Here is a 26284-nt window from a genome sequence, read left to right as displayed (position 1 = left end):
ACGTTTTATGCAACTGTGACATTTAATAACAATTGTCGTTTTTTCACTTGTTGACCGACTTGACCAATCAGCTCATCAACGACACCATCCACATCAGATTTAATCTGTTGCTGGATTTTCATCGCTTCCAAAATCAATAAAGTTTGTCCTTTGCTAACAGTATCTCCAGCATTGACCAGTAGATTCACAATCGCGCCATCCATTGGTGCTCGAATCTTCCCATCACCAATGACCTCAACCGCTTCTGGTTCCGCGTAAGTGCTATTCTCTATTATGAGATTGCCATTGGCTGTATCCAAATAAAGGTGGTTTTGGTCAAGCACATAATTCAATTTACGGCGTACAGCATCAACCTCATAAATGATCTGGGTATCTTGAATCGCTAAAATCTTAATTTTAACTTGCTGATCACACAGCGTAGCGATGAGTTGATCATGATCTGTTTGGACATGAAGTAATAAATGTTGATCAGCACATTTCACTTTTAATGGGAAAGGCACAGAAATACCTGTTTGCCATGCAACTTTCGCTTGGTTCAGTTGGGTGAACAATGCTGCAGCAACCGCAAGATTTTCCAAACTTGGCCCTTGCTGATGAAGGCTGACATCCTCTTGAAAATGTTGTTGAATAAATGCGGTATTGGTATTACCTGCCACGACAATCGGATGGCGTAATAAATTCACCAAAAACTGTTTATTGCTGTTCACACCCAGTAGCACACAATCATCTACTGCACGCGCTAATAGACGAATCGCATCCTGACGAGTTTTACCATAAGCAATCACCTTCGCCACCATTGGATCATAAAACGGGCTAATTTCACCCTGTTCTAACATACCATGATCAATCCGAACATTCGGTAAGCTTACAGGTTGCCAACTGAGCACTTTTCCAGTTTGAGGTAAGAAATCCTGACGTGGATCTTCTGCATATAAACGCACCTCAATTGCATGTCCATTTAAGATGAGCTCATGCTGCTGTAAAGGTAAAGTTTCACCATTTGCGACACGTAGCTGCCATTCAACTAAATCGAGTCCCGTGATCATTTCAGTTACAGGATGTTCAACCTGTAAACGGGTATTCATTTCAAGGAAATAAAACTCGCCTGATTGATCAAGTAAGAATTCAACCGTACCTGCACCGATATAGTCACAAGCTTTGGCAGCAGCAACCGCAGCCTCGCCCATTTGCTGACGTAATTCAGGTGTCATCACTGGGCAAGGTGCTTCTTCGACTACTTTCTGATGACGGCGCTGAATTGAACAATCTCGTTCAAATAGATAAACATAATTGCCATGCGTATCACCAAACACTTGAATTTCCACATGACGAGGTGCGATCACTGCTTTTTCAATAATCAGCTCACCTGAACCAAATGCATTTTCGGCTTCTGAACGCGCTGTTTTTAAAGCTTCGAGTAAATCAGCAGACTGGTGAACCAAACGCATACCACGCCCACCACCACCAGCAGATGCCTTCACCATCAAGGGGAAACCAATTTTTTCTGCTTGTTCAGCTAAATATTCGATATCTTGTCGATCACCTTCATAACCCGGTACACAAGGTACACCCGCCTCAATCATGGCAATTTTTGACAAGCGCTTACTACCCATCAAATGAATCGCAGCGGCATTTGGACCAATAAAAGTGATGCCATGATCACTACACGCTTGGGCGAAATCGGTATTTTCAGATAAAAATCCATAACCTGGATGAACAGCATCGGCACCTGTCTTTTTGCAGGCTTCGATAATACTGGTGATCGACAAATAAGACTCTGAAACTTTGGATGCCCCAATATACACCGCTTCATCAGCCACTTGAACATGGCGCGCATTGGCATCAGCATCTGAATATACAGCAACGGTCTGATAGCCCATCGCTTTCGCAGTTTGCATCACACGAACTGCGATTTCACCACGATTTGCGACTAAAACTTTTGAAAATTTCATATTATCCTCTCAAAGCATAGCTTTTCGCCTTGCACAGTGGCAAAGCAATGCTTTGCATTTCACTGTTCATCAGTCCAAGTTGGTAAACGTTTTTGAATAAATGCCATCGTACCTTCTTGACCTTCTACTCCACCGACAGCTTGTGCAAATTGCTGTGCAGCATCATCAAGTAGAGAATTTAAAGGTTCATTCAAAGTCCGATGTAATAAAGCTTTAGTATTGCGAGAGGCCAATGGTGCAGCACGTTTGATTTGTTGAACTGTATCGCTTAGTAACTGCTCAAGTTCATTTTCATCATGCACTACATCATGTACTACACCTAACTTCTGTGCAGTCTCACCATTGAAACGAGAACCTAACAATGCCAAACGACGCGCTTGAGTTAGTCCAATGCGTTTCACTACAAAAGGTGCAATTTGCGCTGGCAAAACACCTAAGCCTGTTTCAGGTAAGCCAAACTGAGCATTGTCACGACTAATCGCGACATCAGAAACACAGGCCAAGCCAAAACCTCCACCTAATACCGCACCTTCTAATATCACAACCACGGTTTGTGGCGCTTGATCAACTTGTTCAATCATGGCACCGAAACGACGGTTAAAATCAACATAAGGCTGTAAGCTACCCACATTCGCCGCCTCTACACGGAGTGCTGCCATATCTTTAATGTCACCGCCTGCACAGAAATGTCCGCCTTTGCCACGTAAAATCACAGCACGAATCGATACATCATCTGCAATTTGATTAAAGACCTGTTGAATCGCATTGACCATATTGAGACTCATGGCATTGCGACTTTCAGGTCGATTAAGCCACATCGTTAAAATACTGCCTTGTTGTTCAAGTTGGATACTTTCATCCACTTGTAGATCAGTAAGAGAAGTTGAAAGCGTCATGATCTTCCCCTGCCTTATTTCTGTTTCTTCGGCAAAATGTCCATCAACTTACAAATAATTCCAAGCATAATTTCATCGGCTCCACCACCAATTGAACCAAGGCGACCATCACGATAAAGTTGAGAAGCAGGGTTATCCCACATAAAGCCATTGCCGCCCCAATATTGCAGACAGGTATCAGCGACTTCACGAGTGAGACGCCCTGATTTGAGTTTTGCCATTGAAGCTAACATCGTGACATTTTCCCCAGCAATATGCTGTTCACAGGCTTGATAAGTCAGCGCCTTTAATGCTTCAACTTCAGTCATTAACTCGGCGAAGCGGAAATGTACATATTGGTTATTAATCAAGGGCTGACCAAAAGTAGTACGTTCTTTAGCGTAATCAATCGTTTGTTGAATGACTTTTTCTAAACCGCCTACTGCATTGGCACATGCCCACATACGTTCTTCTTGGAACTGCATCATTTGCATCATGAAGCCCATGCCTTCAGCACCAACCAAATTACGCTGTGGTACACGAACATTATCAAAATAGACCTGAGCAGTTGTGGTTGAACGCATACCTAATTTATTCAGCGGCTCTGAAAAACTGATACCCGCAGTCTTCGCAGGCACAATAATCATGGATTTATTGACATGCGGTTTGTCATCTGAAGTATTGGCAAGTAAACAGAAGAAATCAGCTTGCAATGAATTGGTGATCCACATTTTGCTGCCGTTAATCACATAATCATCACCCACTTTTTTCGCAGTGGTTTTGATTGCTGCCACGTCTGAACCTGCATGCACTTCTGATACTGCAATTGATGCCACATATTCACCGCGAATCGCAGGATTCAAAAATTCTTCTCTTAATTCTTTGCTACCAAAACGAGCAAGTGCAGGTGTCGCCATATCGGTTTGGACGCCGATCGCCAGTGGCACACCACCACATGCAGCACGCCCTAATTCTTCAGCGACCACAAGGTTATAGGAATAATCTAAACCCAGACCGCCATTTTCTTCTGGCTTACAAATACCTAGCAAACCTAAATCTGCCATTTTCTTAAACACATCATGGATCGGAAAACGTCCTGCTGCCTCCCACTCTGGAATGAATGGATTGAGTTCGTTTTCTACAAACTGACGTGCCGTACGACGTAATGCTTCATGCTCTGCGGTAAATTTCATTATTTTTTTCCTTAAATTTAATCTCCCCTAACCCCTCTTTAATAAAGAGGAGAACTCCTCCCTTTTTTGAAGGGAGGTCGGGAGGGATTTTTAAAATCTCGATACACCAAAACGTGTTGGATTAAGTTCACGTTGTTGTGCTTCATAAATGGTTTGTAGCAAGAAGATCAGGACTTTACGCGTATCTCTTGGATCGATAATGCCATCGTCATGCAACATTGCTGTATTAAACAAAGCAGTCGATTGCTGTTCTAATTTCATCGCAGTGCTTTGCTCTAGGAAATCCAACATTTGTGGATTCGGTTCCATTCCAGAAGCTTTCTGTTTACCTTCTGCGACGATACGCAACACCTTCCCTGCTTGTGCTGCCCCCATTACCGCAACATGTGAATTTGGCCATGCAAAGATAAAACTTGGAGAGAGACTACGCCCACACATCGCATAGTTGCCTGCACCGTAGGAACCAGCCACAATAATCGAGATTTTCGGTACAGTCGCATTCGCAACTGCTTGGATTAATTTCGAACCATGCTTAATGATACCGTTCTGTTCAGCATCTGTTCCCACCATAAAACCTGTGGTGTTATGCAAGAATAAAAGTGGTCGTTTGGTTTGCTCACACAGATGAATAAATTGTGCTGCTTTGACCGCACCTTGTGGTGTGATAGGTCCATTGTTGGTAATAATGCCAATATGTACACCACCTATTTTCGCCCAACCACATACGGTTAAAGCATCGTATTCCTGTTTAAACTCAAGAAAATCTGAATCATCAATAATACGAGCTACAACCTCTTTCATATCAAAAGGTTGCTTTGGATCTTTGGGAATAATGCCAAGCAACTCTTCAGGCGCGAAACGCGGTTCTTTGTAGTTTTGATTTAGACTAGTGGTTTGTTCCTTCCAATTCAAATGCTCTAAAATCTCACGAGCAAGTCGAATCCCATCTGCATCATTTTCCGCCAAATATTCTGCTACACCTGAAACTTGGGTATGCATTTCAGCACCGCCCAACTCTTCAGCCGTTGCCACCTCACCAGTCGCAGCCAATAACAATGGCGGACCAGCCAGTAACATTTCGGTTTGTTTACGCACCGCGATCACATAGTCAGACAGACCAGGCTGATATGCTCCACCTGCTGTAGCATTACCATGTACCACCGAAATTTGTGGAATCCCTGCCGCAGACATCCGTGCTTGATTGGCAAAGGTCATACCGCCATAGGTAAATACTTCAGCAGCATAATTAAGATTCGCCCCACCACTTTCCGTTAAAGTAACAATCGGTAGTTTTTGTTCAAGTGCGATTTTCTGTAAGCGTAAGGTTTTCTGTACACCCATCGGTGACATAGTTCCACCTTTGATCGCACTATTGCTAGCAGAGACTAGGCAGCGTACACCACTAACAAAACCCAAACCCGCAATAATCCCACCACCTGCTTCTGAGCCATCTTTATCATCATGCATGTTGTAGCCAACTAGACCACATAACTCGACAAAAGGTGAATCCGCATCCAATAGTAAGCGCACACGTTCGTGCGGCAAGATTTTGCCTTTCTTATCAAACTTTGGTTTAGCCGCATAAGATTTATCAATACTCTTTTGCTGTACTGCACGTACTTCCGCAATTTGATTCAACAAAGCTTCACGGTTTTGCTCGTAAAGCTCACTACCGACAGCAATTTCAGATTGGAGAATGGTCATTGTTTTTCCTCACTCCAAGCCTAGCTTGTCGTCTTGCGGCTGGGCAGAGCGTTGCTCTGCTTTTCCAGCCTCATCTTTAAAAATTTCTGGAATAAAAGCACGGTGGAAACCATTAAAAGACTGGCTATTGGTTGCATCTGCCAATGGATACATGCGTGTTCCCTGAGATGCAGCACCATCAATACGTAAAGTCACACCTGAAACAAAAGCCGCAGCATCAGAAAGCAAATAACAAATTGCTGAAGAAATTTCAGATTCTGTACCCATACGTTTTAACGGAACATTACCTGCCAAACTTGGAATGATCACTTTGGCAAAGTCACCACTATAGTTGTCCATACCTGATGAAATAATCCATCCTGGCGCAACTGCATTGACGCGTACACCCGATTTCCCCCATTCCACCGAAGCCGTTTTGGTGAGGTTATCCACACCCGAGCGTGCTGCACCTGAATGCCCCATACCTGGCATACCGCCCCACATATCTGCAGTCATGTTGACGATGCTGCCCCCATGTTTAGCCATCCATTGGTTATAAGCTTCACGCATTAAATAGAATGTAGAATGCAAATTATTGCGAACCACAGCATCAAAGCCATTAGCAGAAATATTTTCCAATGCCGAAGGAAATTGCCCACCTGCGTTATTCACTAAACCATCGAGCTTGCCAAATTTTTCAATGACTTCAGCAACCATACTTTTGACTTGTTCTTCATCACGGTTATCACAAACGATAAAATGGACTTTTCCACCATCTTCGGTAATTTCTGCTGCAGTTTTTTCTAACTTTTCAATTTTTCGACCTGTAATCACAACTTGAGCACCCAGAGATGCCAGCTCATGTGCTGTACAGCGTCCAATACCTGAGCCGCCACCTGTGACGATAATCACTTTGTCGTCAAATGCATCTGCTCTGAAAATTGATTGATAACCCATTTTGATAAAATCCATTCATCTATTATTTTTGAATGCCTATACACTACCAAGCAAGTGCTTGGTTTGTAAAGTACAGAATTTATCTTGCTATCTTAAGAATGATCTCTTTTATGAACAGATTGCCCCGAGTTAAAAAACATGCTTTAATGTACATACATCAATGTACACACAAAAAGGAACAAAGATGTCAAATACAGCCTTTAATTCCCGAGTGTTTATGAATGGTAATAGCCAAGCTATTCGTATTCCGCAAGAATTACGTTTAAACACTAGACAGGTTACAATTTCTAAAGCTGAAAATGGTGATTTAGTCATCCACCCTTTACCAGAAAATCAGGAAAATCGTGGTGAAACACTACTGCAAATATTGCAGGGTTTTGATGATGATTTTGTTGAAATTCTTGAAAAAAATCGTTTAGAGGATAATATCATTCAGGAACGTGAAGCATTATGAAATATATGCTTGATACCAATATTCTGATTTATTATCTTAAAAATAAACCTTTGAACGTTGTACAACGAGTCAATCAACTACCTGCCTCAGATGAATTGTGCATGTCATTTGTCAGTTATGCTGAATTACTCAAAGGTGCTTATGACAGCCAGAGACAGGAAAAAGTATTACAACAACTCGCCAAGTTAATCAGAATTATTCCTGTAGTTTATAATAATCAACCGATCATGTGTGAACACTATGCAAAACATGCTACTCGCCTAAAGCGTGCAGGCACAATTATTGGTAATAATGATTTATGGATTGCAAGCCATGCTTTAGCATTAGAATGTATTTTAGTCACTAATAATACCAAGGAGTTTCAACGGATTACTGAGTTAAAACTACAAAATTGGGCATTGGAAGAATAAGTCTTCAAAGTCGTAAAACCTTTATACCAAAGATTTTACGACCAATCTAATACGCTAATTCAAACGAATATATTTTATTTTATAAATAAACTCATGCTCAAGCAGATAGCGCATCGCTTTGTCCCATAATCGATGCGTACGATCCGATAAATTCTTAGCAAGTGCTTTTATTTCAGGTGGTACATCTTCTCTAAAAAATTTGGATTGTTACGATTTTTATCATAACAAACGCCTGCAACTTCAAAGTTGATTGGTTTTACTCTGCTTTTTTTCTGTTGCTCTATATCTAAATGTGCTGTTTTCCATGTAATCGCTCGTACAACCAGATAATATCTTTCTTCATCAAATTTTCCATTCAAAGTAAAGTCGGATTTCGGTGGATATTGGGGTTTTAGTTTTCTTTTATATAATCCACCCTCAACAATTTTAAAGTGAAATTTATTTTCAGATTGATCATAGGATTCACAATATTCAATATCAACCCAATGACCTGCTGATTTTCTAAGATGCTCTTTTATGAATCCAACAGCACGAGAATCTTCTGTATTAGCATATCCTTTGTATTTTTCAAGTAAACGTAAATGTGTATTATTCGACATACTCAACCTCAAAATATAAAAATCTAAGTTATAAAAAATGTTAAATAAATATCCTAAATGCAATAAAAAATGACTGCATTATGATATGAATTTAAAATGGATTTATAAATACGTAACCTTATTGTTTTCTATACGCAAGAATTTCTTCTTTTGTAAATCTTTAATAAGTTGATTACGATTAGATTCAGAGATACTTCCTTTAAATTGAAACATCGCATCAATAAAGTTCTCTAACGAACTTAATTTACTTGGTTTACTTTTTAAAAGGCGTTCTTTGACATAATTGAGGTCAAGTGATTCTTCTTTTGAAGAGGATTGTTTTTCTTGTTTAGGTTCAAATTTTACGGACTGTTCTTCCTCTTCTTTTCTCGCCAGTTGGATGAGCAGTTGAGCTAAACGCAATTTGTCACGATAACATAGAGAAACAACAGCTTCTAAAGCAGTGTTATAGTCCATTATTCAATTCCTCATAAGAATTAATAAAAAATGATTAGGCTATTGTGCTCTAAAATAAATTTAATAATACCAATTTAAACAAGAGGAATATTAAAGATATAAGAACACACAGCAAAATTATAAAATTGATTACAGCAAGTCAAGTATTATTTTTACCTTATAAATTTTTAATCAAATAACCCTTTCGGTACTTTGACTGGCATATCTAACAACTGCTGTGCAAAAGCCTTACCTTGGGGATCAATGCGTAAACTTGCGATCCCACCACCACCTAAGGCATTTTCCAATATAAAATTCAGTGCATTCATCGCAGGTAACTCATAACGAATGACCTTTGATTTTTGTGGATCTAAAACATGCTGCATATAGTCTGAAACATTAGATTCAGTAAGTGCTGCTCGAATCCAAGGCAAATATTCTGCTTTACGCGCAATCACGCCAATATTGCTATGGTTACCTTTATCTCCACTACGGGCATGGGCAATCTCAATCAAAGGCACTTCGATTTCATCGCCTTGATAAGTTGCGACTTCACCAGTTGGATGGGGAGCGAAATTCTGTGTTGCTGAGCCTGTAGGAATCTCAACAGGATGTCGCTGGCCTGCAAAATCAACTTCAACCTTGATTTGATCTTTATCAATCAGGAAAGAGAACAATTTCACGACGACAGAAGCTTTAGGACGACCACCGACAATGCCCGCTAATGCAGGTGCCATACCTGTAGAAGCTTGTGCGATTTCCGAAGCGAAGAACATACATGCTTCTTTAAACATATGTTTGACTGCAATTTTGACCACGACTTCACGACTTTCTTTAATGCGTGCATGTGCCCCATAGGTGCTTTCAATACCTAAAATTTCGATCGATTTTTCTGTAAATGGAGGAACAGAACGTAAAGCCAATACACGCTCACATTTATTGATAATGGCATTGGCAATGGCTTGTGCTTTTTCTGGCGCTTCTCGACCTGCGATCAAGAAACTGACTAAAACACGATAACCATCGGCATAAGTGGCACTCACTTTATATTGTTGAGTTGGTGCTCGACCTGTTACACCTGTGACTTTAACTCGATCATCACCCACTTGTTCTAAATGGACTTGGCTAAAATCAGCTGTCACATCAGGAAGTAAATAGGCTTGTGGATTGCCAATTTCATAAACGATTTGCTCTGCGACCGTTGCAGTCGACACTAAACCACCTGTACCTTGTGGTTTAGTCACAATAAAAGAGGAATCTGCACTGACTTCTACAATTGGAAAGCCCATATTGTCAAAGCCTTGTACCAAACGCCAATCAGTAAAATTACCACCTGTACATTGAGCACCACATTCAATCACATGCCCTGCCAATGAACCTTGTGCGAGTTTGTCATAGTCATCCAGTGACCATTTGTATTCATGTAACAACGGTGCAAGTACTACAGCCGAATCAACTACACGACCTGTAATCACAATATCCGCGCCCAAATCCAAAGCGTCACGAATAGCAACAGCACCTAAATAAGCATTACTACTTGCTACATGCGCAGGCAAGGCCTCAGCATTAAACATTTCCTGAACATTTTGTGTGAGTAATTCAGCATGCATAGGCAATACATCATCACCTAACACCACCGCAACTTTTAAATCTAAACCTTTTTCATCAATGATTTTTTGTAAAGCATCCCGACAAGCTAAGGGATTTACCCCACCTGCATTACTGATTACTTTGATTTTCTTTTCAGCAATTTTATTAATCAGTGGAGACATCACACGACTAACAAAATCCAATGCATAACCATGATTAGGATCAGTCATCATTGCTTTAGCCATGATTGACATGGTAATTTCAGATAGATAATCAAAGACTAAATAATCAATATCACTCAGATGTACCAACTGAAAAGCAGCTGTATTGGTGTCGCCCCAAAACCCTGAAGCACATCCGATTTTTACTGGCTTTTGGTCATCCTGCTTGACGCTTGTCATGAGCTTTCTCATTATTATTAAAAACAACACAACATTACCAAGCAAGTGCTTGGTTTGTAAAGTGCAGAATGATATGCTGTATTAGCAAAAACAGACAAATTCAAGCAAATGCTTGTTATAAAAAGATAAGACAATTCATAAAATGAATTTTGTTACAATACACTTTGATAAGACGGGATAGACGGACAGGCATGATCGCAACTTCAATTGAGCAAATACCTAAAATCGTATGTTTTGACGATAGCCCACGTGGACGTTTACTCTTAGGTGCCGCCTATCTGTTTTACAAGCAAGGCTATGATAAAACCACGGTTCGCCAACTGGGTGAATTTATTGGTATTCAATCCGGTAGTCTCTTTCATCACTTTAAAAGTAAAGATGACATTCTTGCTACTGTGATGGAACAAACTATTATTTATAACTTTGCACGGCTTAAAGAAGCGGCTGAACGATCAAATGATCCTGAACAGCAATTGCGTGATTTAATCAGAGCTGAATTAATCTCAATTACTGGTGATACTGGTGCGGCTATGGCGGTGCTGGTTCATGAATGGTTTGCGCTTTCTAAAGAAAAACAAGAATACCTTTTGAAAATGCGTAATGAATATGAGCAAGTCTGGCTTGATGTGATTGAAAAATTACGGACCCTAGGTAAAGTCAAACATGATGCATTTATTTGGCGACGGTTGGTCGGTGGTTCTATTTCGTGGACAGTGACTTGGTATCGACCTGAAGGTAAAGTGAAAATTGATGAATTGACTGAAATGGTGTGGGAAATGGCTTTGAAATGAGTCGAGTCTATTTGCGTAAACCTCAACTCAGCGATTTAGCTGAAATCAAACAAGCCTACCAAAATAGTATTCATCTACATCAACCGTGGACATATCCTCCTAAAGATTTTGAACAATACCTACAACAAGAACATCATTATTTTGTCTGCTTAACTGAGAATCATGCCATTGTAGGAACCTTTAATATCTCGAATATTATTCGAGGTCACTTCCATTCAGCTTATTTAGGCTATGAAGCCTTTTATCCATATATAGGTCTTGGATATATGCGACATGGGCTTCAACTTATTTTACAAGAAGCTTTTCAAACACTGAACTTGCATCGATTAGAAGCGAATATCCAACCTGAAAACTCCCCCTCCATTCGCCTTGTGGCAGGAGCAGGCTTTGTTAAAGAAGGGTTTTCACGCCAATATTTACGTGTTGGTGGTAAAGAATGGAAAGATCATGAGCGTTGGGCGATTTTAAATTCGAATTGGACAGATAAAAAATATCAAGTCTTCTAGTGATTGAAATATTTGAAGCTTTAAAATAAACAAATAAAGTGATGCCAATTTTATAAGCAGAATATATGCAACGTACAATTATAATCCTACTTTCCAGCCTAATGTTCGGTTGTACAAATGATACTGTTACAACAAAATTTATAGATCTACAGCATGCTCAAACAGAACATGCTTTTGAACGTGGTTGGCTACCTCCAATTTTACCGCCAAGCACAAAAAATATTATTGAAATAAATAACCTTGATTTAAATGTTGGTCATGGTTCATTTACCTTCTCTCCAACTGACTTAAACTATTTTATCGATCATGATGCAGTTCCAATTAAAATAAACGATACGACTCGGGGTACAAAGCAGAAATTACAGGATCAAGGGTTTCAATTTTTCATTTATACTCAGGATTCATCAGTTTGACATATTGCAACCCATCCAAATGGAAAAGGAGCCTACTGGATTGAGACAATTCAATAAGCTCCATTAAAGTTTAATAACCTAATTGCTTACTAATCAAGTCCTTCATAATTTCTTCCGCACCCCCACCAATCATATTCACCTTCACCTCACGGTAAATACGCTCAGACTTGGTTCCACGCATAAAGCCCATTCCCCCTAATGTCTGCACAGCAGCATCCGCACAAAACTGCATGGTTCGTGTTGCGACATTCTTGAGCATGGAAATTTGAGCAACCAAATCAGCACCCTGTAATTGTGGTTGAGTCATTTTCCAAGCCGTTTCTTCAAGCAAAGCGCGTGTTGTCGTCAATTGCGTTGCCATATCAACCAACTTATGACGAACCACTTGATGGTCAACTAAACGTTTACCAAACGTTTTGCGTTGTTGTGCCCAATCTAATGCCTCTTCATAGCAGACAAGCGCATAGCCATAAGCCACCACGCCCAAGAAAAAACGCTCCATATTAAAGTTATTCATAATCACTTTAAAACCAGCATTCTCCTTACCCAATAAATTTGATACAGGAACACGAACTTGATCAAAATGTAGATGAGCTGTATCCGATGCCCACCATCCCATTTTCTTTAGTGGTGTTTTAGTAATACCTTCACTATGTGCATCAACCAACAGCATAGAAATACCGTCAGCACCCGTTTTGGTGGGATCAGTACGCACCGCTACTGTGTAGTAATCCGCACGGATTCCAGAAGTGATAAAGGTCTTTTCACCAGAAACAATATAATAATCGCCCGCACGAATTGCTTTGGTCTGCAAAGCGGCAACATCTGACCCCCCACCAGGTTCAGTAATTGCTAACGCTGAAATTTTTTCACCTGAAATAATGCCCGGTAAAACTTTAGCCTTTAATTCTTCACTGCCAAAATGCTGAATTGGTGGGGCGCCAATGGTATGCACCATCAAAGAAATATGCACACCGCCTGAAGCCGCTTTCGCCATTTCCACACCAGCGAGTAACGAGTAAAAAGGATCCGCATCCGGAATACCCCCATATTCTTCACCAAAGCCTAAGCCCAATAATCCAATCTCAGCAGCTTTCTTATAAAGCTCTCGAGGAAACGTTTCAGCCTCATCCCATTCATTAACAAATGGTGCCATTTCTTTTTGCACGAATCGACGCACATTGTCCGCAAAAGCTTGGTGTTGTTCATTATAGTAGATCGGATTAAGTTGCATTTTCTGCTTCCTGGCTTGAATAGTTCTGAATCGATTAGAGTATTTATAAGCGCTTTACCTTATCAAAAAAGAAAAAACCAAGCAAGCGCTTGGCAAAATGCGCATCAATTTTATCCGTCATGATTTATTAAAAACGTTGATATATTTATTCAAAATAAGAGCCCAATTCTATAAGTAAGTATTTGAGCTCTATTGTTGCAATTATGCTTGATCGTAGTTTTTAGGATTTTGCATGAGTAAAATAGCAAATGGACGAGTAGATCGAAATGCCTCCAAAACAATCACAAAAATTGAAGTAAGAGGAATTGCTAGAATCGCTCCTGCGACTCCCCACAATGAAGACCACAATGACAAGGAGAGCAATACAACAAACGGAGATAAATTAATTTGTTTACCAATCATACGCGGTTCCAAAAAATTACCTACGAACATTTGCGCAACCGTCAACAGGATCGTAACCAGAATAGTTAATTGCAGCGAACCAGTTTGAGCCAATGTCATTAGGACAGGGAAAATTACACCAAATAAAGAACCAACATATGGAATATAGTTAAACAAACCAATAATTAAAGCCCAAAATAATGCATATTCCACACCACAAGCCCAAAGGATGACAAAACAAATCGTTGCTAAAATCAAATTAATAAGTGTCTTAACAACAAGGTATTCACTAATTTTTTTATTAATATCCGCAATCAATAACCGTGTTTGTTCAATTTTACCATCTGGAAATGCAATCATTAATTTTTTAACAAACTGATCTCGCTCATTCAATAAAAATAAGGCATATACAATGATGACAAAAAACATGCCTGTCAGCGCACTAAATGAAGTAAGCGTCGAAGTAATTAGACTTTGAAGATTAATCTGACTCATCAGCATTTCTCTAAAGATTTGCCAATCAGGACTATTACTCCACCCTAAATATGCATTTACATGCAAAAAAACTTGTTCAATATTCGCCTCATAGATTGGCATCTTTGCCAAAATTTTCTGTCCAGTTGTAATTACTAAACTAATAAGCTGAACCATAACCACGATAAAACTAATTAATACCAATATCCTTCTAAACCACTCTGGCGTAGATTTCAAAACGGGAAACTTCACAAGCCAATGGCTTAATGTGATAAGGATATACATCGCTATCGTCGCAACAAGGATAGGTAATAGAAAACCCTGTCCAACTTTCAACAACCATCCAAAGAGAATTAAAAACAATAAAATATAAACCAATGTCTGTAAGCTAGATTGCCAAGAACCAAGATTATGATTTTGCATATTCACATCACGTTTTATCTTTTCACCCAATAGTTATACCGTAATTTTCCCCAATTTATTTTTTATAGTGCATAAAAAAACACCCCCAGCCATTAGGTTGGGGGTGTTTGAATTTAAAAGCTGGCGATGACTTACTCTCACATGGCAAGTGCCACACTACCATCAGCGCGAAGAGGTTTCACTTCTGAGTTCGGGAAGGGATCAGGTGGTTCACTCTTGCTATTGTCGCCAGCAAACTGTTTTGGCTTTGGGTGGTCTTACTTTTGAACTTATTATTAAGTTCATGCCACTTAGTACCGAAAGAGTTATTAACGGATTAGTTAATTGAGTCGTATTGTAACTAGTTTTGACACTAAATCAAGTTAAGTATTGAATTTATCTTGAATACAACAACTGTTTGGGTGTTGTATAGTCAAGCCTCACGAGCAATTAGTATTGGTCAGCTTCACACGTCACCGTGCTTCCACACCCAACCTATCAACGTCCTAGTCTCGAACGGCTCTTTAGAGGAATAAATTCCTAGGGAAATCTTATCTTGAGGTAGGCTTCCCGCTTAGATGCTTTCAGCGGTTATCCCTTCCGAACATAGCTACCCGGCGATGCGACTGGCGTCACAACCGGTACACCAGAGGTTCGTCCACTCTGGTCCTCTCGTACTAGGAGCAGATCCTCTCAAATTTCCAGCGCCCACGGTAGATAGGGACCGAACTGTCTCACGACGTTCTAAACCCAGCTCGCGTACCTCTTTAAATGGCGAACAGCCATACCCTTGGGACCTGCTTCAGCCCCAGGATGAGATGAGCCGACATCGAGGTGCCAAACACCGCCGTCGATATGAACTCTTGGGCGGTATCAGCCTGTTATCCCCAGAGTACCTTTTATCCGTTGAGCGATGGCCCTTCCATACAGAACCACCGGATCACTAAGACCTACTTTCGTACCTGCTCGACTTGTGGGTCTCGCAGTTAAGCGCGCTTTTGCCTTTATACTCTACGCGTGATTTCCGACCACGCTGAGCGCACCTTCGTACTCCTCCGTTACTCTTTAGGAGGAGACCGCCCCAGTCAAACTACCCACCAGACATGGTCCTCGTCCCGGATAACGGGACAGAGTTAGAACCTCAACATTACCAGGGTGGTATTTCAAGGACGGCTCCATTGGAACTAGCGTTCCAACTTCAAAGCCTCCCACCTATCCTACACAAGTAAGGTCAAAGTTCAATGTCAAGCTGCAGTAAAGGTTCACGGGGTCTTTCCGTCTAGCCGCGGGTACACTGCATCTTCACAGCGATTTCGATTTCACTGAGCCTCTGCTGGAGACAGCGCCGCCATCATTATGCCATTCGTGCAGGTCGGAACTTACCCGACAAGGAATTTCGCTACCTTAGGACCGTTATAGTTACGGCCGCCGTTTACTGGGGCTTCGATCAAGAGCTTCGCTTACGCTAACCCCATCAATTAACCTTCCAGCACCGGGCAGGCATCACACCCTATACGTCCACTTTCGTGTTTGCAGAGTGCTATGTTTTTAATAAACAGTTGCAGCGGCCTGGTTTCTGTGGCTGCCAATAGCTCAGGGAGCAAGTCCCATCACCGTCAGCAGCGTACCTTCTCCCGAAGTTACGGTACCATTTTGCCTAGTTCCTTCAGCAGAGTTCTCTCAAGCGCTTTGGTCTACTCGACCTGACCACCTGTGTCGGTTTCGGGTACGATTCCTGTGTAACTGAAGCTTAGAGACTTTTCCTGGAAGCATGGTATCAGCCACTTCACTGTACAAGTACAGCTTGCTATCAACTCTCAGCATAGAGCACCCCGGATTTGCCTAAGATGCATGCCTACTGTCTTCCACCTGGACAACCAACGCCAGGCTGACTTAACCTTCTCCGTCCTCTCATCGCATTACACAGAAGTATTGGAATATTAACCAATTTCCCATCGACTACGCCTCTCGGCCTCGCCTTAGGGGTCGACTCACCCAGCCCCGATTAACGTTGGACTGGAACCCTTGGTCTTTCAGCGAACGGGTTTTTCACCCGTTTTGTCGTTACTCACGTCAGCATTCGCACTTCTGATACCTCCAGCATACTTCTCAATACACCTTCATCGGCTTACAGAACGCTCCCCTACCACTTGACTAATGTCAAATCCGCAGCTTCGGCACATAGTTTTAGCCCCGTTACATCTTCCGCGCAGGCCGACTCGACTAGTGAGCTATTACGCTTTCTTTAAAGGGTGGCTGCTTCTAAGCCAACCTCCTAGCTGTCTATGCCTTCCCACATCGTTTCCCACTTAACTATGATTTTGGGGCCTTAGCTGGCGGTCTGGATTGTTTTCCTCTTGACTACGGACGTTAGCACCCGCAGTCTGTCTCCCGGATAGTACTCATTGGTATTCGGAGTTTGCATCGGTTTGGTAAGTCGGGATGACCCCCTAGCCGAAACAGTGCTCTACCCCCAATGGTATTCGTCCGAGGCGCTACCTAAATAGCTTTCGGGGAGAACCAGCTATCACCAGGCTTGATTAGCCTTTCACCCCTATCCACAAGTCATCCCCTGGCTTTTCAACGACAGTGGGTTCGGTCCTCCAGTTAGTGTTACCCAACCTTCAACCTGCTCATGGATAGATCGCCTGGTTTCGGGTCTACACCCAGCAACTAAACGCCCTATTAAGACTCGATTTCTCTACGGCTCCCCTATTCGGTTAACCTTGCTACTGAATGTAAGTCGCTGACCCATTATACAAAAGGTACGCAGTCACACCACGAAGGTGCTCCCACTGCTTGTATGCATGCGGTTTCAGGATCTATTTCACTCCCCTCACAGGGGTTCTTTTCGCCTTTCCCTCACGGTACTGGTTCACTATCGGTCAGTCAGGAGTATTTAGCCTTGGAGGATGGTCCCCCCATATTCAGACAAGGTTTCACGTGCCTCGCCCTACTCGTCATCATTGTGTGTGCCCTTTCGTGTACGGGAATATCACCCTCTACGTTCGCACTTCCCAGAGCGTTCCACTAGAACACACATAACTTAATGGGCTGCTCCCCGTTCGCTCGCCGCTACTAAGGGAATCTCAATTGATTTCTTTTCCTAAGGGTACTGAGATGTTTCACTTCCCCTCGTTCGCTTCAATAACCTATGTATTCAGTTATTGATACCCGCCTTGTAGCGGGTGGGTTCCCCCATTCAGACATCTCCGGATCAAAGGATATTTGCCGCCTCCCCGGAGCTTTTCGCAGGCTATCACGTCTTTCATCGCCTCTGACTGCCAAGGCATCCACCACATGCACTTAATTACTTGACTATACAACCCCAAACAGTCGTTAATACCTACAAGTAGTATTACCAACATTACAGTTTAGAGCACTGTGCACTTAAGCACCGTACAGCTTCAATCTAAATTCATATACCAAAACGCTTGATTCAGTGTTTTTGCTAGTTCTCAATTTCATTCTTTCGAATGAATTGAGTGAACAATTTATTTCAGACTCAATTCTACTAATCTGTTAATGATTAACTACAGCCTCGTCAGCTTGCAGTAAACTGTGATAAATCACAGAAGTTAATAAGCGTTTAACTTACTAAGTTCTGTAATCTTTAGCCCGTACTCCGTAAAGTACATGGTGGAGACTAGGAGAGTCGAACTCCTGACCTCCTGCGTGCAAAGCAGGCGCTCTACCAACTAAGCTAAGTCCCCAGCTTTAATCATAATGAACGACATATCTTTCAGATTTGGTGGGTCTGACAAGACTTGAACTTGTGACCCCACGCTTATCAAGCGTGTGCTCTAACCAACTGAGCTACAGACCCTGAGAAAGTTTTAAAGCAACGCTTTAAAAGTTTTGCAAGACAAACAGCTCCGCTGTGCGTAGTGTTTGAGTCTCGTTTTTTCTTAAAGGCTTAACTCTAAATCTTTAAAGACATATCTCGAAGAACAACTTGTTGTGGATTCTTACCGGCCATCAATCTTTCGTTAAGGAGGTGATCCAGCCGCAGGTTCCCCTACGGCTACCTTGTTACGACTTCACCCCAGTCATCGGCCACACCGTGGTAAGCGTCCTCCTTGCGGTTAGACTACCTACTTCTGGTGCAACAAACTCCCATGGTGTGACGGGCGGTGTGTACAAGGCCCGGGAACGTATTCACCGCGGCATTCTGATCCGCGATTACTAGCGATTCCGACTTCATGGAGTCGAGTTGCAGACTCCAATCCGGACTACGATCGGCTTTTTGAGATTAGCATCCTATCGCTAGGTAGCAACCCTTTGTACCGACCATTGTAGCACGTGTGTAGCCCTGGTCGTAAGGGCCATGATGACTTGACGTCGTCCCCGCCTTCCTCCAGTTTGTCACTGGCAGTATCCTTAAAGTTCCCATCCGAAATGCTGGCAAGTAAGGAAAAGGGTTGCGCTCGTTGCGGGACTTAACCCAACATCTCACGACACGAGCTGACGACAGCCATGCAGCACCTGTATGTAAGTTCCCGAAGGCACCAATCCATCTCTGGAAAGTTCTTACTATGTCAAGACCAGGTAAGGTTCTTCGCGTTGCATCGAATTAAACCACATGCTCCACCGCTTGTGCGGGCCCCCGTCAATTCATTTGAGTTTTAGTCTTGCGACCGTACTCCCCAGGCGGTCTACTTATCGCGTTAGCTGCGCCACTAAAGCCTCAAAGGCCCCAACGGCTAGTAGACATCGTTTACGGCATGGACTACCAGGGTATCTAATCCTGTTTGCTCCCCATGCTTTCGTACCTCAGCGTCAGTATTAGGCCAGATGGCTGCCTTCGCCATCGGTATTCCTCCAGATCTCTACGCATTTCACCGCTACACCTGGAATTCTACCATCCTCTCCCATACTCTAGCTGACCAGTATCGAATGCAATTCCTAAGTTAAGCTCAGGGATTTCACATCCGACTTAATCAGCCGCCTACGCACGCTTTACGCCCAGTAAATCCGATTAACGCTCGCACCCTCTGTATTACCGCGGCTGCTGGCACAGAGTTAGCCGGTGCTTATTCTGCGAGTAACGTCCACTATCTCTAGGTATTAACTAGAGTAGCCTCCTCCTCGCTTAAAGTGCTTTACAACCATAAGGCCTTCTTCACACACGCGGCATGGCTGGATCAGGCTTCCGCCCATTGTCCAATATTCCCCACTGCTGCCTCCCGTAGGAGTCTGGGCCGTGTCTCAGTCCCAGTGTGGCGGATCATCCTCTCAGACCCGCTACAGATCGTCGCCTTGGTAGGCCTTTACCCCACCAACTAGCTAATCCGACTTAGGCTCATCTATTAGCGCAAGGTCCGAAGATCCCCTGCTTTCTCCCGTAGGACGTATGCGGTATTAGCATTCCTTTCGGAATGTTGTCCCCCACTAATAGGCAGATTCCTAAGCATTACTCACCCGTCCGCCGCTAGGTTAGGTAGCAAGCTACACTTCCCCGCTCGACTTGCATGTGTTAAGCCTGCCGCCAGCGTTCAATCTGAGCCATGATCAAACTCTTCAGTTTAAAATCATTAGTAGCTTATGGCTACAAATCTTGACTCATCAATTTTCTGACATTAATTTCTCAAATAAACTTCGAGTAATTTCTACCATTCAATCAATGAAATATTTTCAATCGATTAACCAGTAAAAATCCACACAAGTTGTTCTTCTATTCTCTTAATGATCTTCTCGATGATTCGTCATCATCAAGCTAGGTCGGCTATATTACTCTTAATCTCTTAAAAGTCAACAGGTAATTTAGATATTTTTAAAACTTATCAAACAACCCAAAAATCTAACCACTAAAGCCAAATCCTTGTTTATCAACAAGTTTTTATCCGCATCACCGCCGATGGATGTGCATTATAGAGGATTAGAAATGAGTTGCAAGAGGTTTTTCACATTTACCAGAACGACTGTCTACTTCTTGCACAAATAGGGCTGAAAATGTGGAATTTTATCTATTATTTGCTCGGTTTTATTTTTTTCTTGCCAATGTAAAGGTCGACAATCAATGTATTCACAATAGCCTGATCCTTGATACGCCTCATTATTCCAAAAAAGTTGATAGTTAAAACTTCCGACATAACCTGCAGCTAATCCAAATTTATAATCACCACGACTTTGACCATGTAATTGAAAAACAATCTGATCACCTTGCTGGTACTGCCAAATAAATTCTCGCGCTAAGTACATATCACGTCCATTTGGCGTTCGTACTTTTGGATAAACTCGCATAACATCAAAACTCACATTTTGATTGTAAAGTATGCTTGGTTGTTGATCATATTGAACTTCTATTCGAGTAAAAATAATCTGATTCCATTGATTTCTTAACTCTGTGAGAATAATTTGCAATTCAGCATGGACTTGAATAATTTGATAGGTAAAGAAGTGAAATGCAATAAAAGGTAAATGTACAGCGCGGGCATGTTTTAAAACCCCTTGTGCTGTGATTTGATATTTTTGTTTTTTATATACTAGCTCCCCTTCACATTGACATCGTGTGTACCAATAATCAGCAACTCCCCATTGTAACGCAGAGTGATTTTCAACTTCAGCAAATGTGTTTACTTTTAATTCACAACTAAGTTCATCATCAAAGCGCTTAAAATAATAGTTGGGTGCATCAACATGGATATGATCAATATTTAAAAATTGATAACGATCAACATCAAATTGGCACTGATCTTTTGCGCTATAACTTTTAAGATGCCCAACCGTTGCTACACTACTGCTCACCAATACGGTTGCTGTATCAATTGCGGTTGTCATTACTGCACTCGCGTTATAGCAAACTGGAATGCGTGGTTGTCCAATGAGGCTGATAAAATTCAGATAATGGAAGGGCGCTGGAAGATTCGGCAGGATCAATGCCTGATAAACGATTTTAAACAAACCTTTAGGTGGATAGAAGATTAGAGCATCTGACTTATTGAGGTTCAGCTGCTTTAATTGATTATTACTGATCAATATTGGCATACTGAACCTCCATTTTTTAAGTTGTTATTTTTGAATCATTCTTTTTCGCCAACAAAGTCGTTACAAATCCAGAGAGGATATAAATAATACAAACTGTCAATATCCCTACTGGAATGTTGTACGTGATCGCTGCAAAAATCAAGACCACGGGCAACATCACAACAAAAGGTACACGCTTACGGTCCATTTGTTTAAATGAGTAATACTTAATATTTGAAATCATGAGCAAACCTATACCAACCATGACAGCTGCATTAATAATTTGAATCACAATGTCTTTTAAATCAAAAATAAATGGAAAATCACGCCCGACCCACACCATCGAAATCACAGCTACAGCAGCGAGTGGACTTGCAATACCAATAAAATAACGCTTATCGACCACGCCAATCTGTACATTGAAACGAGCTAAACGGAAAGCTGCACAAGCGGTATAGATAAAACAACATGCCAACCCTATACGACCAAGATCGTGTAAACTCCAGCTATACATCAAAATTGCAGGCGCAACACCAAAAGCAAGCAGATCAGATAATGAGTCGTATTGTTCACCAAACGCACTCTGTGCCCCGATTGCACGTGCAACACGCCCATCTAAACCATCCAACAATGCAGCTAAAAAGATTGCATAAATCGCTTGATTAAAATTACCATTCATACTCGCAATGATGGAATAAAAACCAGATAGAAGCGCCGCTGTTGTAATTAAATTCGGCCACAAATAAATTCCACGACGTTTTACTTTTTGCCCTTCCTGCGTATGCTCTTCCTCTTCCACTTCAAATGTAATGCCATCGAAAGTTCGACCATCTTTATTTAAATCAGAATCAGGTTTCAGAGAATTTGTCATTATTTTCAATTCCTCAACAATATCTTGATGTTGATGGGTTATTCACCCACCAACCAACGCACTGCGGCATGACCGCCAATTTCTTGCATACGCAAATGTGGAAATAACCATTGTAATGCTTGATCTGCATCTTCCGAAAATTTCCAAGGTGGGTTAATCACTAAAAGCCCGCAACCATTTAGCCCCACAGGTGTATCATCAGGCCATACACAGATTTCGCAAACCAATTGGCGGCGAATGCCTGTTTTAAACATTTTCTTTTCGAAACGTTCAATCATGGCGCGATCTTTAATTGGATACCATACAGCAAACACACCAGTCGGCCATTTTTTATGAGCAGCTTGGAGCAATTCGACTAATTGTGGGAAATCTTTACGCTCTAGTTCATATGGTGGATCAATCATGACCAACCCACGTTTTTCTTTTGGTGGGATAACGCCGAGCAAACCTTCATAAGCATCTCGCTCATGTAAACCCATGCGTTTATCACGGATATTTTGGCGTAGCTGTTGAAACACATCACGCTGCATTTCAAAAACAGTTGCCTTATCAATTTCACGCATTCCTTGCAAAGCAAACCATGGGGAACCCGGGTAACTACCTTTGCCTTCTTCGGCACGTAAACTTTCAACTAGTTTCAAATATTCTTGCACACCCTCAGGTGCTTGACGCTTTTCTATCTCGCCCAACTGTACGAGACGATGGATCCCTGTTAAAAACTCACCAGACTTTTGTGCTGGTGCAAGAGATAAGTCATATTTACCTGCCCCACCATGGGTATCGATATATCGATATGGCTTATCTTTAGCATTTAAACGATTAAGCAGTTGAAGCAAAAGCACATGCTTCATAACATCGGCAAAGTTACCTGCATGGAAATGGTGACGGTAATTCATGTTGACAATTATTCCTCAATTCAAAGGATAGTTTATCATGAAAATAAAGGCTATTCTTTAGCGTTGATGTGATCAGCCAAAATTGTACTGTAATCAAATGAATGTTAACTGGAGCTGTATGCAATCCACCTCTCTTCCTACATCTTGGAATATTGATCAAATTTTAGATGATTTAAATACGTCTGGTTTTGCTTTAGTGAATGACGCGTACCCTAAAGAATATATAATCGATCTGGTTCAAGAATGTAGTCTTCATCTGGAGGAGTTTCGAGCAGCGGGAATACAGAATGGCGTTGTCAGTCATATTCGAAGCGACCACATTTTATGGATTGATCATCAACTGCCCATCGCACAACAACACATCAAGACCTTACAAAGCTTATCTCAAACCTTAAATCAAGCATTCTATCTCGGGATTAAAGAAGTAGAAGCACATTTTGCTTGCTATAACGCAGGTGAGTTTTACGCGTTACATCGCGATAATCCGCAATTAAAAAATGATCGAATGATTTCAACTGTTTTCTATCTACACGAACATTGGCAGGAAGACTGGGGTGGTCAATTGCGTTTACAGGATAAGAATGGGGAGTGGCATATCATTCAACCTACACCCAATCGCCTTGCTATTTTCCAAAGTGATATATTGCATGAAGTTCTTCTCTCCAAACAACAGCGTCTCTCTATTACTGCATGGTTAAGAAGTGGAAATTCTATTTGGAATAATTAGGATCGAATGAATATCAAGGGACACTAAACCTTTAAATTTCTCAAAACAACCTTATATAACCTACCTAACTGACGATTTTTGTGGATCAATGCATGTCGAATGAAACCAAACAGGTAATTTCTCGGATTGGGGAAACAGACCAACTTTATTTAAGTGGCAACACCCCCGAGCTTGCTTTAGAACGTGCGGACTTACGTTTGCAGTTAGTGATGCTCAGCCATGTTCGTCAGGAACAATTACATTTTCTACAAGAGGCAATTGTATTACTTGAACAAGCACGTATTGAACACGAAGAGATGCCTTTAAGCTTGTATTTGAGTTTGTCTCTGTATTTAGCTAAAGCATATATGATTTATTTTGAGCTCAACAAAGAACAACGTTTCGCTTTGATTACACAACAGATCTTAAAACCTTTAGCACATCATGATCACTTAGATATTTATTTCTTTCTCGCCTATGCATCTGTTGTAAAGCAAGAATATGCACTTACTCGACATTGGTTGAAAAAATATGTGTCTTGCCTAGATCATGATCTTGAATTGCTTCAAGCCCACCCTGCTTTCGATCAAGTACGACAAGAGGCTTGGTTTAAAACACTTCTACGTAATAAAGCTCACTAATGATTTGTGAGCTTTATTTATTTTTTTATGATTATTCCGTGCTGTCTACATGCAATTGTTGATTTAACTCATCAATCACTATCGCCCATTCATCATCTTTTTCCCAATGACTTTTTAAAAAATCTCGCTGCCCTGCACTCCAAAAATCAGCTTCATGCAGTTTTTCCTCGGCACGTAATTGATGCGTTTGGATAAAAAGCTCCATAGCCGCTTCATCCGCTTCTAACCCAAGCTGTTCAAATAACAGTTCTAGTGTAGGTTGTTGTTCAAACATGTTTATTCTCCCTTAGCTTTTTTCTTCTTTTAATGTATCAATAAAGCACGCACTATTGCAGTGAAGCACTTTGTTTTCTTGTTGTTTTTTGTGTGGTTCCTACACAATAAAAATGCCCCCAATCGGAGGCATTTTTTAATTTATCAGTGATAAATTATTTTAGCATATCAGCAATTGCTGCACGCTCTTCTTCAAGTTCGTTCAACGTGAAGTTAATACGCTCACGGCTGAACTCATCAATTTCTAAACCTTGAACGATTTTGTATTCACCGTTTTCAGTTGTTACAGGGAAACCGAACATAACGCCTTCTGGAATACCATATGAACCGTCAGATGGGATACCCATAGTTACCCATTTGCCGTTTGTACCCAATGCCCAGTCACGCATATGATCGATTGCAGCATTTGCAGCAGAAGCAGCAGAAGACAAACCACGCGCCTCGATGATCGCAGCACCACGCTTACCAACTGTTGGAAGGAATACATCCTTATTCCACTCAGCATCGTTGATTTTGTCTTTTAAGCTTTCACCATTTGCAGTCGCAAAACGGTAGTCAGCATACATCGTTGGAGAGTGGTTACCCCAAACCGTTAATTTTTCGATATCAGCAACAGCAACACCAGCTTTTTGAGCAACTTGAGTCAACGCACGGTTGTGGTCAAGACGTAACATCGCTGTGAAGTTTTTCGCAGGAAGATCTGGAGCAGAGTTCATTGCGATATAAGCATTTGTATTTGCAGGGTTACCTACAACCAATACTTTTACATTACGGCTAGCAACTTCGTTTAATGCTTGACCTTGACCGATGAAGATTTCACCGTTTACTTTCAATAAGTCAGCACGTTCCATACCAGGACCACGTGGACGAGAACCAACTAATAATGCATAGTCAGCATCTTTGAATGCAACTTTAGGATCATCAGTTCCGATCATGCCTGCCAATAATGGGAAAGCACAGTCGTCTAACTCCATCATTACGCCTTTAAGCGCTTGTTGGGCTTTCTCAACAGGAACTTCAAGCAATTGTAAAATTACAGGTTGATCTTTACCAAGCATTTCACCGCTTGCGATACGGAATAATAAGCTATAACCAATTTGACCTGCAGCGCCTGTAACGGCAACACGAACGGGTTGCTTCATGTAATTGTCTCCAATGAGGGTCCTTAATTGGACTAGATA

The 26284-nt window shown here is 41.5% G+C and carries 22 protein-coding genes, 2 tRNA genes and 3 rRNA genes; 7 read left to right on the top strand and 20 right to left on the bottom strand.

Annotation, left to right across the window (positions count from 1 at the left end; genetic code table 11):
* Positions 1-5: 5 nt before the first annotated feature.
* The 5 genes from AAC851_RS11735 to AAC851_RS11715 all read right to left on the bottom strand — a co-directional run bounded on the left by AAC851_RS11735 (position 6) and on the right by AAC851_RS11715 (position 6660).
* Complete coding sequence (locus AAC851_RS11735) at positions 6-1952, bottom strand: acetyl/propionyl/methylcrotonyl-CoA carboxylase subunit alpha (protein ID WP_125501265.1); 1947 nt, start codon at positions 1950-1952, stop codon at positions 6-8.
* A 59-nt stretch (positions 1953-2011) separates the two neighbouring features.
* Positions 2012-2848 carry an enoyl-CoA hydratase/isomerase family protein gene (locus AAC851_RS11730; protein WP_075314769.1) on the bottom strand — a complete coding sequence of 279 codons (837 nt, stop codon included), beginning with the start codon at positions 2846-2848 and terminating at the stop codon, positions 2012-2014.
* Positions 2849-2862: 14 nt separating this feature from the next.
* Complete coding sequence (locus AAC851_RS11725; RefSeq protein ID WP_160126887.1) at positions 2863-4020, bottom strand: acyl-CoA dehydrogenase family protein; 1158 nt, start codon at positions 4018-4020, stop codon at positions 2863-2865.
* A 90-nt stretch (positions 4021-4110) separates the two neighbouring features.
* A complete protein-coding gene (locus AAC851_RS11720; RefSeq protein ID WP_100834037.1) occupies positions 4111-5724 on the bottom strand; it encodes an acyl-CoA carboxylase subunit beta in 1614 nt (537 codons plus the stop codon).
* A 9-nt stretch (positions 5725-5733) separates the two neighbouring features.
* The gene (locus tag AAC851_RS11715) at positions 5734-6660 is read right to left on the bottom strand and encodes an SDR family oxidoreductase (RefSeq protein ID WP_100834038.1); all 927 of its coding nucleotides are present in this window, start codon (positions 6658-6660) and stop codon (positions 5734-5736) included.
* 184 nt (positions 6661-6844) lie between these two features.
* On the opposite strand from AAC851_RS11715, the gene AAC851_RS11710 reads away from it, so the two are divergent.
* Both AAC851_RS11710 and AAC851_RS11705 read left to right on the top strand, forming a co-directional pair.
* A complete protein-coding gene (locus tag AAC851_RS11710) occupies positions 6845-7114 on the top strand; it encodes an antitoxin (RefSeq protein ID WP_100834039.1) in 270 nt (89 codons plus the stop codon).
* The gene (locus AAC851_RS11705) at positions 7111-7524 is read left to right on the top strand and encodes a type II toxin-antitoxin system VapC family toxin (RefSeq protein ID WP_100834040.1); all 414 of its coding nucleotides are present in this window, start codon (positions 7111-7113) and stop codon (positions 7522-7524) included. The genes AAC851_RS11710 and AAC851_RS11705 overlap by 4 nt, the downstream gene beginning before the upstream one ends.
* Positions 7525-7691: 167 nt before the next feature.
* On the opposite strand, the gene AAC851_RS11700 is transcribed toward AAC851_RS11705, so the two are convergent.
* The 3 genes from AAC851_RS11700 to AAC851_RS11690 all read right to left on the bottom strand — a co-directional run bounded on the left by AAC851_RS11700 (position 7692) and on the right by AAC851_RS11690 (position 10549).
* A complete protein-coding gene (locus tag AAC851_RS11700; RefSeq protein ID WP_205680631.1) occupies positions 7692-8123 on the bottom strand; it encodes a hypothetical protein in 432 nt (143 codons plus the stop codon).
* A gap of 102 nt (positions 8124-8225) precedes the next feature.
* Complete coding sequence (locus tag AAC851_RS11695) at positions 8226-8579, bottom strand: hypothetical protein (protein ID WP_100834041.1); 354 nt, start codon at positions 8577-8579, stop codon at positions 8226-8228.
* 167 nt (positions 8580-8746) lie between these two features.
* Positions 8747-10549: an acyclic terpene utilization AtuA family protein gene (locus AAC851_RS11690; RefSeq protein ID WP_100834042.1), complete on the bottom strand. Its 1803-nt coding sequence runs from the start codon at positions 10547-10549 to the stop codon at positions 8747-8749.
* Between the two features lie 191 nt (positions 10550-10740).
* Here AAC851_RS11690 and AAC851_RS11685 point away from each other — a divergent pair, with 191 nt between their 5' ends.
* The 3 genes from AAC851_RS11685 (at position 10741) to AAC851_RS11675 (ending at position 12259) form a co-directional block, all read left to right on the top strand.
* Positions 10741-11340, top strand: coding sequence for a TetR/AcrR family transcriptional regulator (locus AAC851_RS11685; protein ID WP_005083429.1), 600 nt, complete (start codon positions 10741-10743; stop codon positions 11338-11340).
* The gene (locus AAC851_RS11680) at positions 11337-11846 is read left to right on the top strand and encodes a GNAT family N-acetyltransferase (RefSeq protein ID WP_125501261.1); all 510 of its coding nucleotides are present in this window, start codon (positions 11337-11339) and stop codon (positions 11844-11846) included. The genes AAC851_RS11685 and AAC851_RS11680 overlap by 4 nt, the downstream gene beginning before the upstream one ends.
* Positions 11847-11911: 65 nt before the next feature.
* The gene (locus AAC851_RS11675) at positions 11912-12259 is read left to right on the top strand and encodes a hypothetical protein (RefSeq protein ID WP_100834044.1); all 348 of its coding nucleotides are present in this window, start codon (positions 11912-11914) and stop codon (positions 12257-12259) included.
* Between the two features lie 70 nt (positions 12260-12329).
* Here the strand turns inward: AAC851_RS11675 and AAC851_RS11670 are convergent, their stop codons facing one another.
* The 10 genes from AAC851_RS11670 to AAC851_RS11625 all read right to left on the bottom strand — a co-directional run bounded on the left by AAC851_RS11670 (position 12330) and on the right by AAC851_RS11625 (position 23483).
* Positions 12330-13493 (bottom strand): acyl-CoA dehydrogenase family protein, encoded by a 1164-nt coding sequence (locus AAC851_RS11670; protein ID WP_151211593.1) that lies wholly within the window; start codon positions 13491-13493, stop codon positions 12330-12332.
* A gap of 201 nt (positions 13494-13694) precedes the next feature.
* Entirely contained in the window at positions 13695-14771 is a 1077-nt protein-coding gene (locus AAC851_RS11665) for an AI-2E family transporter (protein WP_151211592.1), read from the bottom strand.
* Between the two features lie 118 nt (positions 14772-14889).
* A 5S ribosomal RNA gene (gene rrf / locus AAC851_RS11660) occupies positions 14890-15004 on the bottom strand.
* A gap of 175 nt (positions 15005-15179) precedes the next feature.
* Positions 15180-18070, bottom strand: a 23S ribosomal RNA gene (locus AAC851_RS11655).
* A gap of 317 nt (positions 18071-18387) precedes the next feature.
* A tRNA-Ala gene (locus AAC851_RS11650) sits at positions 18388-18463 on the bottom strand.
* Positions 18464-18499: 36 nt separating this feature from the next.
* Positions 18500-18576, bottom strand: a tRNA-Ile gene (locus AAC851_RS11645).
* Between the two features lie 164 nt (positions 18577-18740).
* A 16S ribosomal RNA gene (locus tag AAC851_RS11640) occupies positions 18741-20277 on the bottom strand.
* Together the 16S, 23S and 5S rRNA genes with 2 tRNA genes alongside form the textbook arrangement of a ribosomal RNA operon.
* A gap of 398 nt (positions 20278-20675) precedes the next feature.
* The gene (locus AAC851_RS11635) at positions 20676-21737 is read right to left on the bottom strand and encodes a DUF6670 family protein (protein ID WP_005088163.1); all 1062 of its coding nucleotides are present in this window, start codon (positions 21735-21737) and stop codon (positions 20676-20678) included.
* 16 nt (positions 21738-21753) lie between these two features.
* On the bottom strand, positions 21754-22587 hold the full coding sequence (gene pssA, locus AAC851_RS11630) for a CDP-diacylglycerol--serine O-phosphatidyltransferase (protein ID WP_004637848.1): 834 nt from the start codon (positions 22585-22587) through the stop codon (positions 21754-21756).
* A gap of 38 nt (positions 22588-22625) precedes the next feature.
* A complete protein-coding gene (locus AAC851_RS11625) occupies positions 22626-23483 on the bottom strand; it encodes a 23S rRNA (adenine(2030)-N(6))-methyltransferase RlmJ (protein ID WP_005083594.1) in 858 nt (285 codons plus the stop codon).
* A 118-nt stretch (positions 23484-23601) separates the two neighbouring features.
* On the opposite strand from AAC851_RS11625, the gene AAC851_RS11620 reads away from it, so the two are divergent.
* Positions 23602-24210, top strand: coding sequence for a 2OG-Fe(II) oxygenase (locus AAC851_RS11620; protein WP_004637846.1), 609 nt, complete (start codon positions 23602-23604; stop codon positions 24208-24210).
* A 92-nt stretch (positions 24211-24302) separates the two neighbouring features.
* Complete coding sequence (locus tag AAC851_RS11615; RefSeq protein WP_005083598.1) at positions 24303-24830, top strand: hypothetical protein; 528 nt, start codon at positions 24303-24305, stop codon at positions 24828-24830.
* A gap of 31 nt (positions 24831-24861) precedes the next feature.
* On the opposite strand, the gene AAC851_RS11610 is transcribed toward AAC851_RS11615, so the two are convergent.
* Both AAC851_RS11610 and AAC851_RS11605 read right to left on the bottom strand, forming a co-directional pair.
* The gene (locus AAC851_RS11610) at positions 24862-25104 is read right to left on the bottom strand and encodes a DUF2789 family protein (protein ID WP_004637844.1); all 243 of its coding nucleotides are present in this window, start codon (positions 25102-25104) and stop codon (positions 24862-24864) included.
* Positions 25105-25258: 154 nt separating this feature from the next.
* Positions 25259-26245 carry a malate dehydrogenase gene (locus tag AAC851_RS11605; protein ID WP_004637843.1) on the bottom strand — a complete coding sequence of 329 codons (987 nt, stop codon included), beginning with the start codon at positions 26243-26245 and terminating at the stop codon, positions 25259-25261.
* Positions 26246-26284 lie beyond the last annotated feature (39 nt).

Source organism: Acinetobacter sp. HZNU-JH01 (genome assembly GCF_037996845.1).
In the GTDB taxonomy this organism is placed as follows: domain Bacteria; phylum Pseudomonadota; class Gammaproteobacteria; order Pseudomonadales; family Moraxellaceae; genus Acinetobacter; species Acinetobacter haemolyticus.
This window is presented reverse-complemented; position numbering and strand designations above follow the sequence as displayed.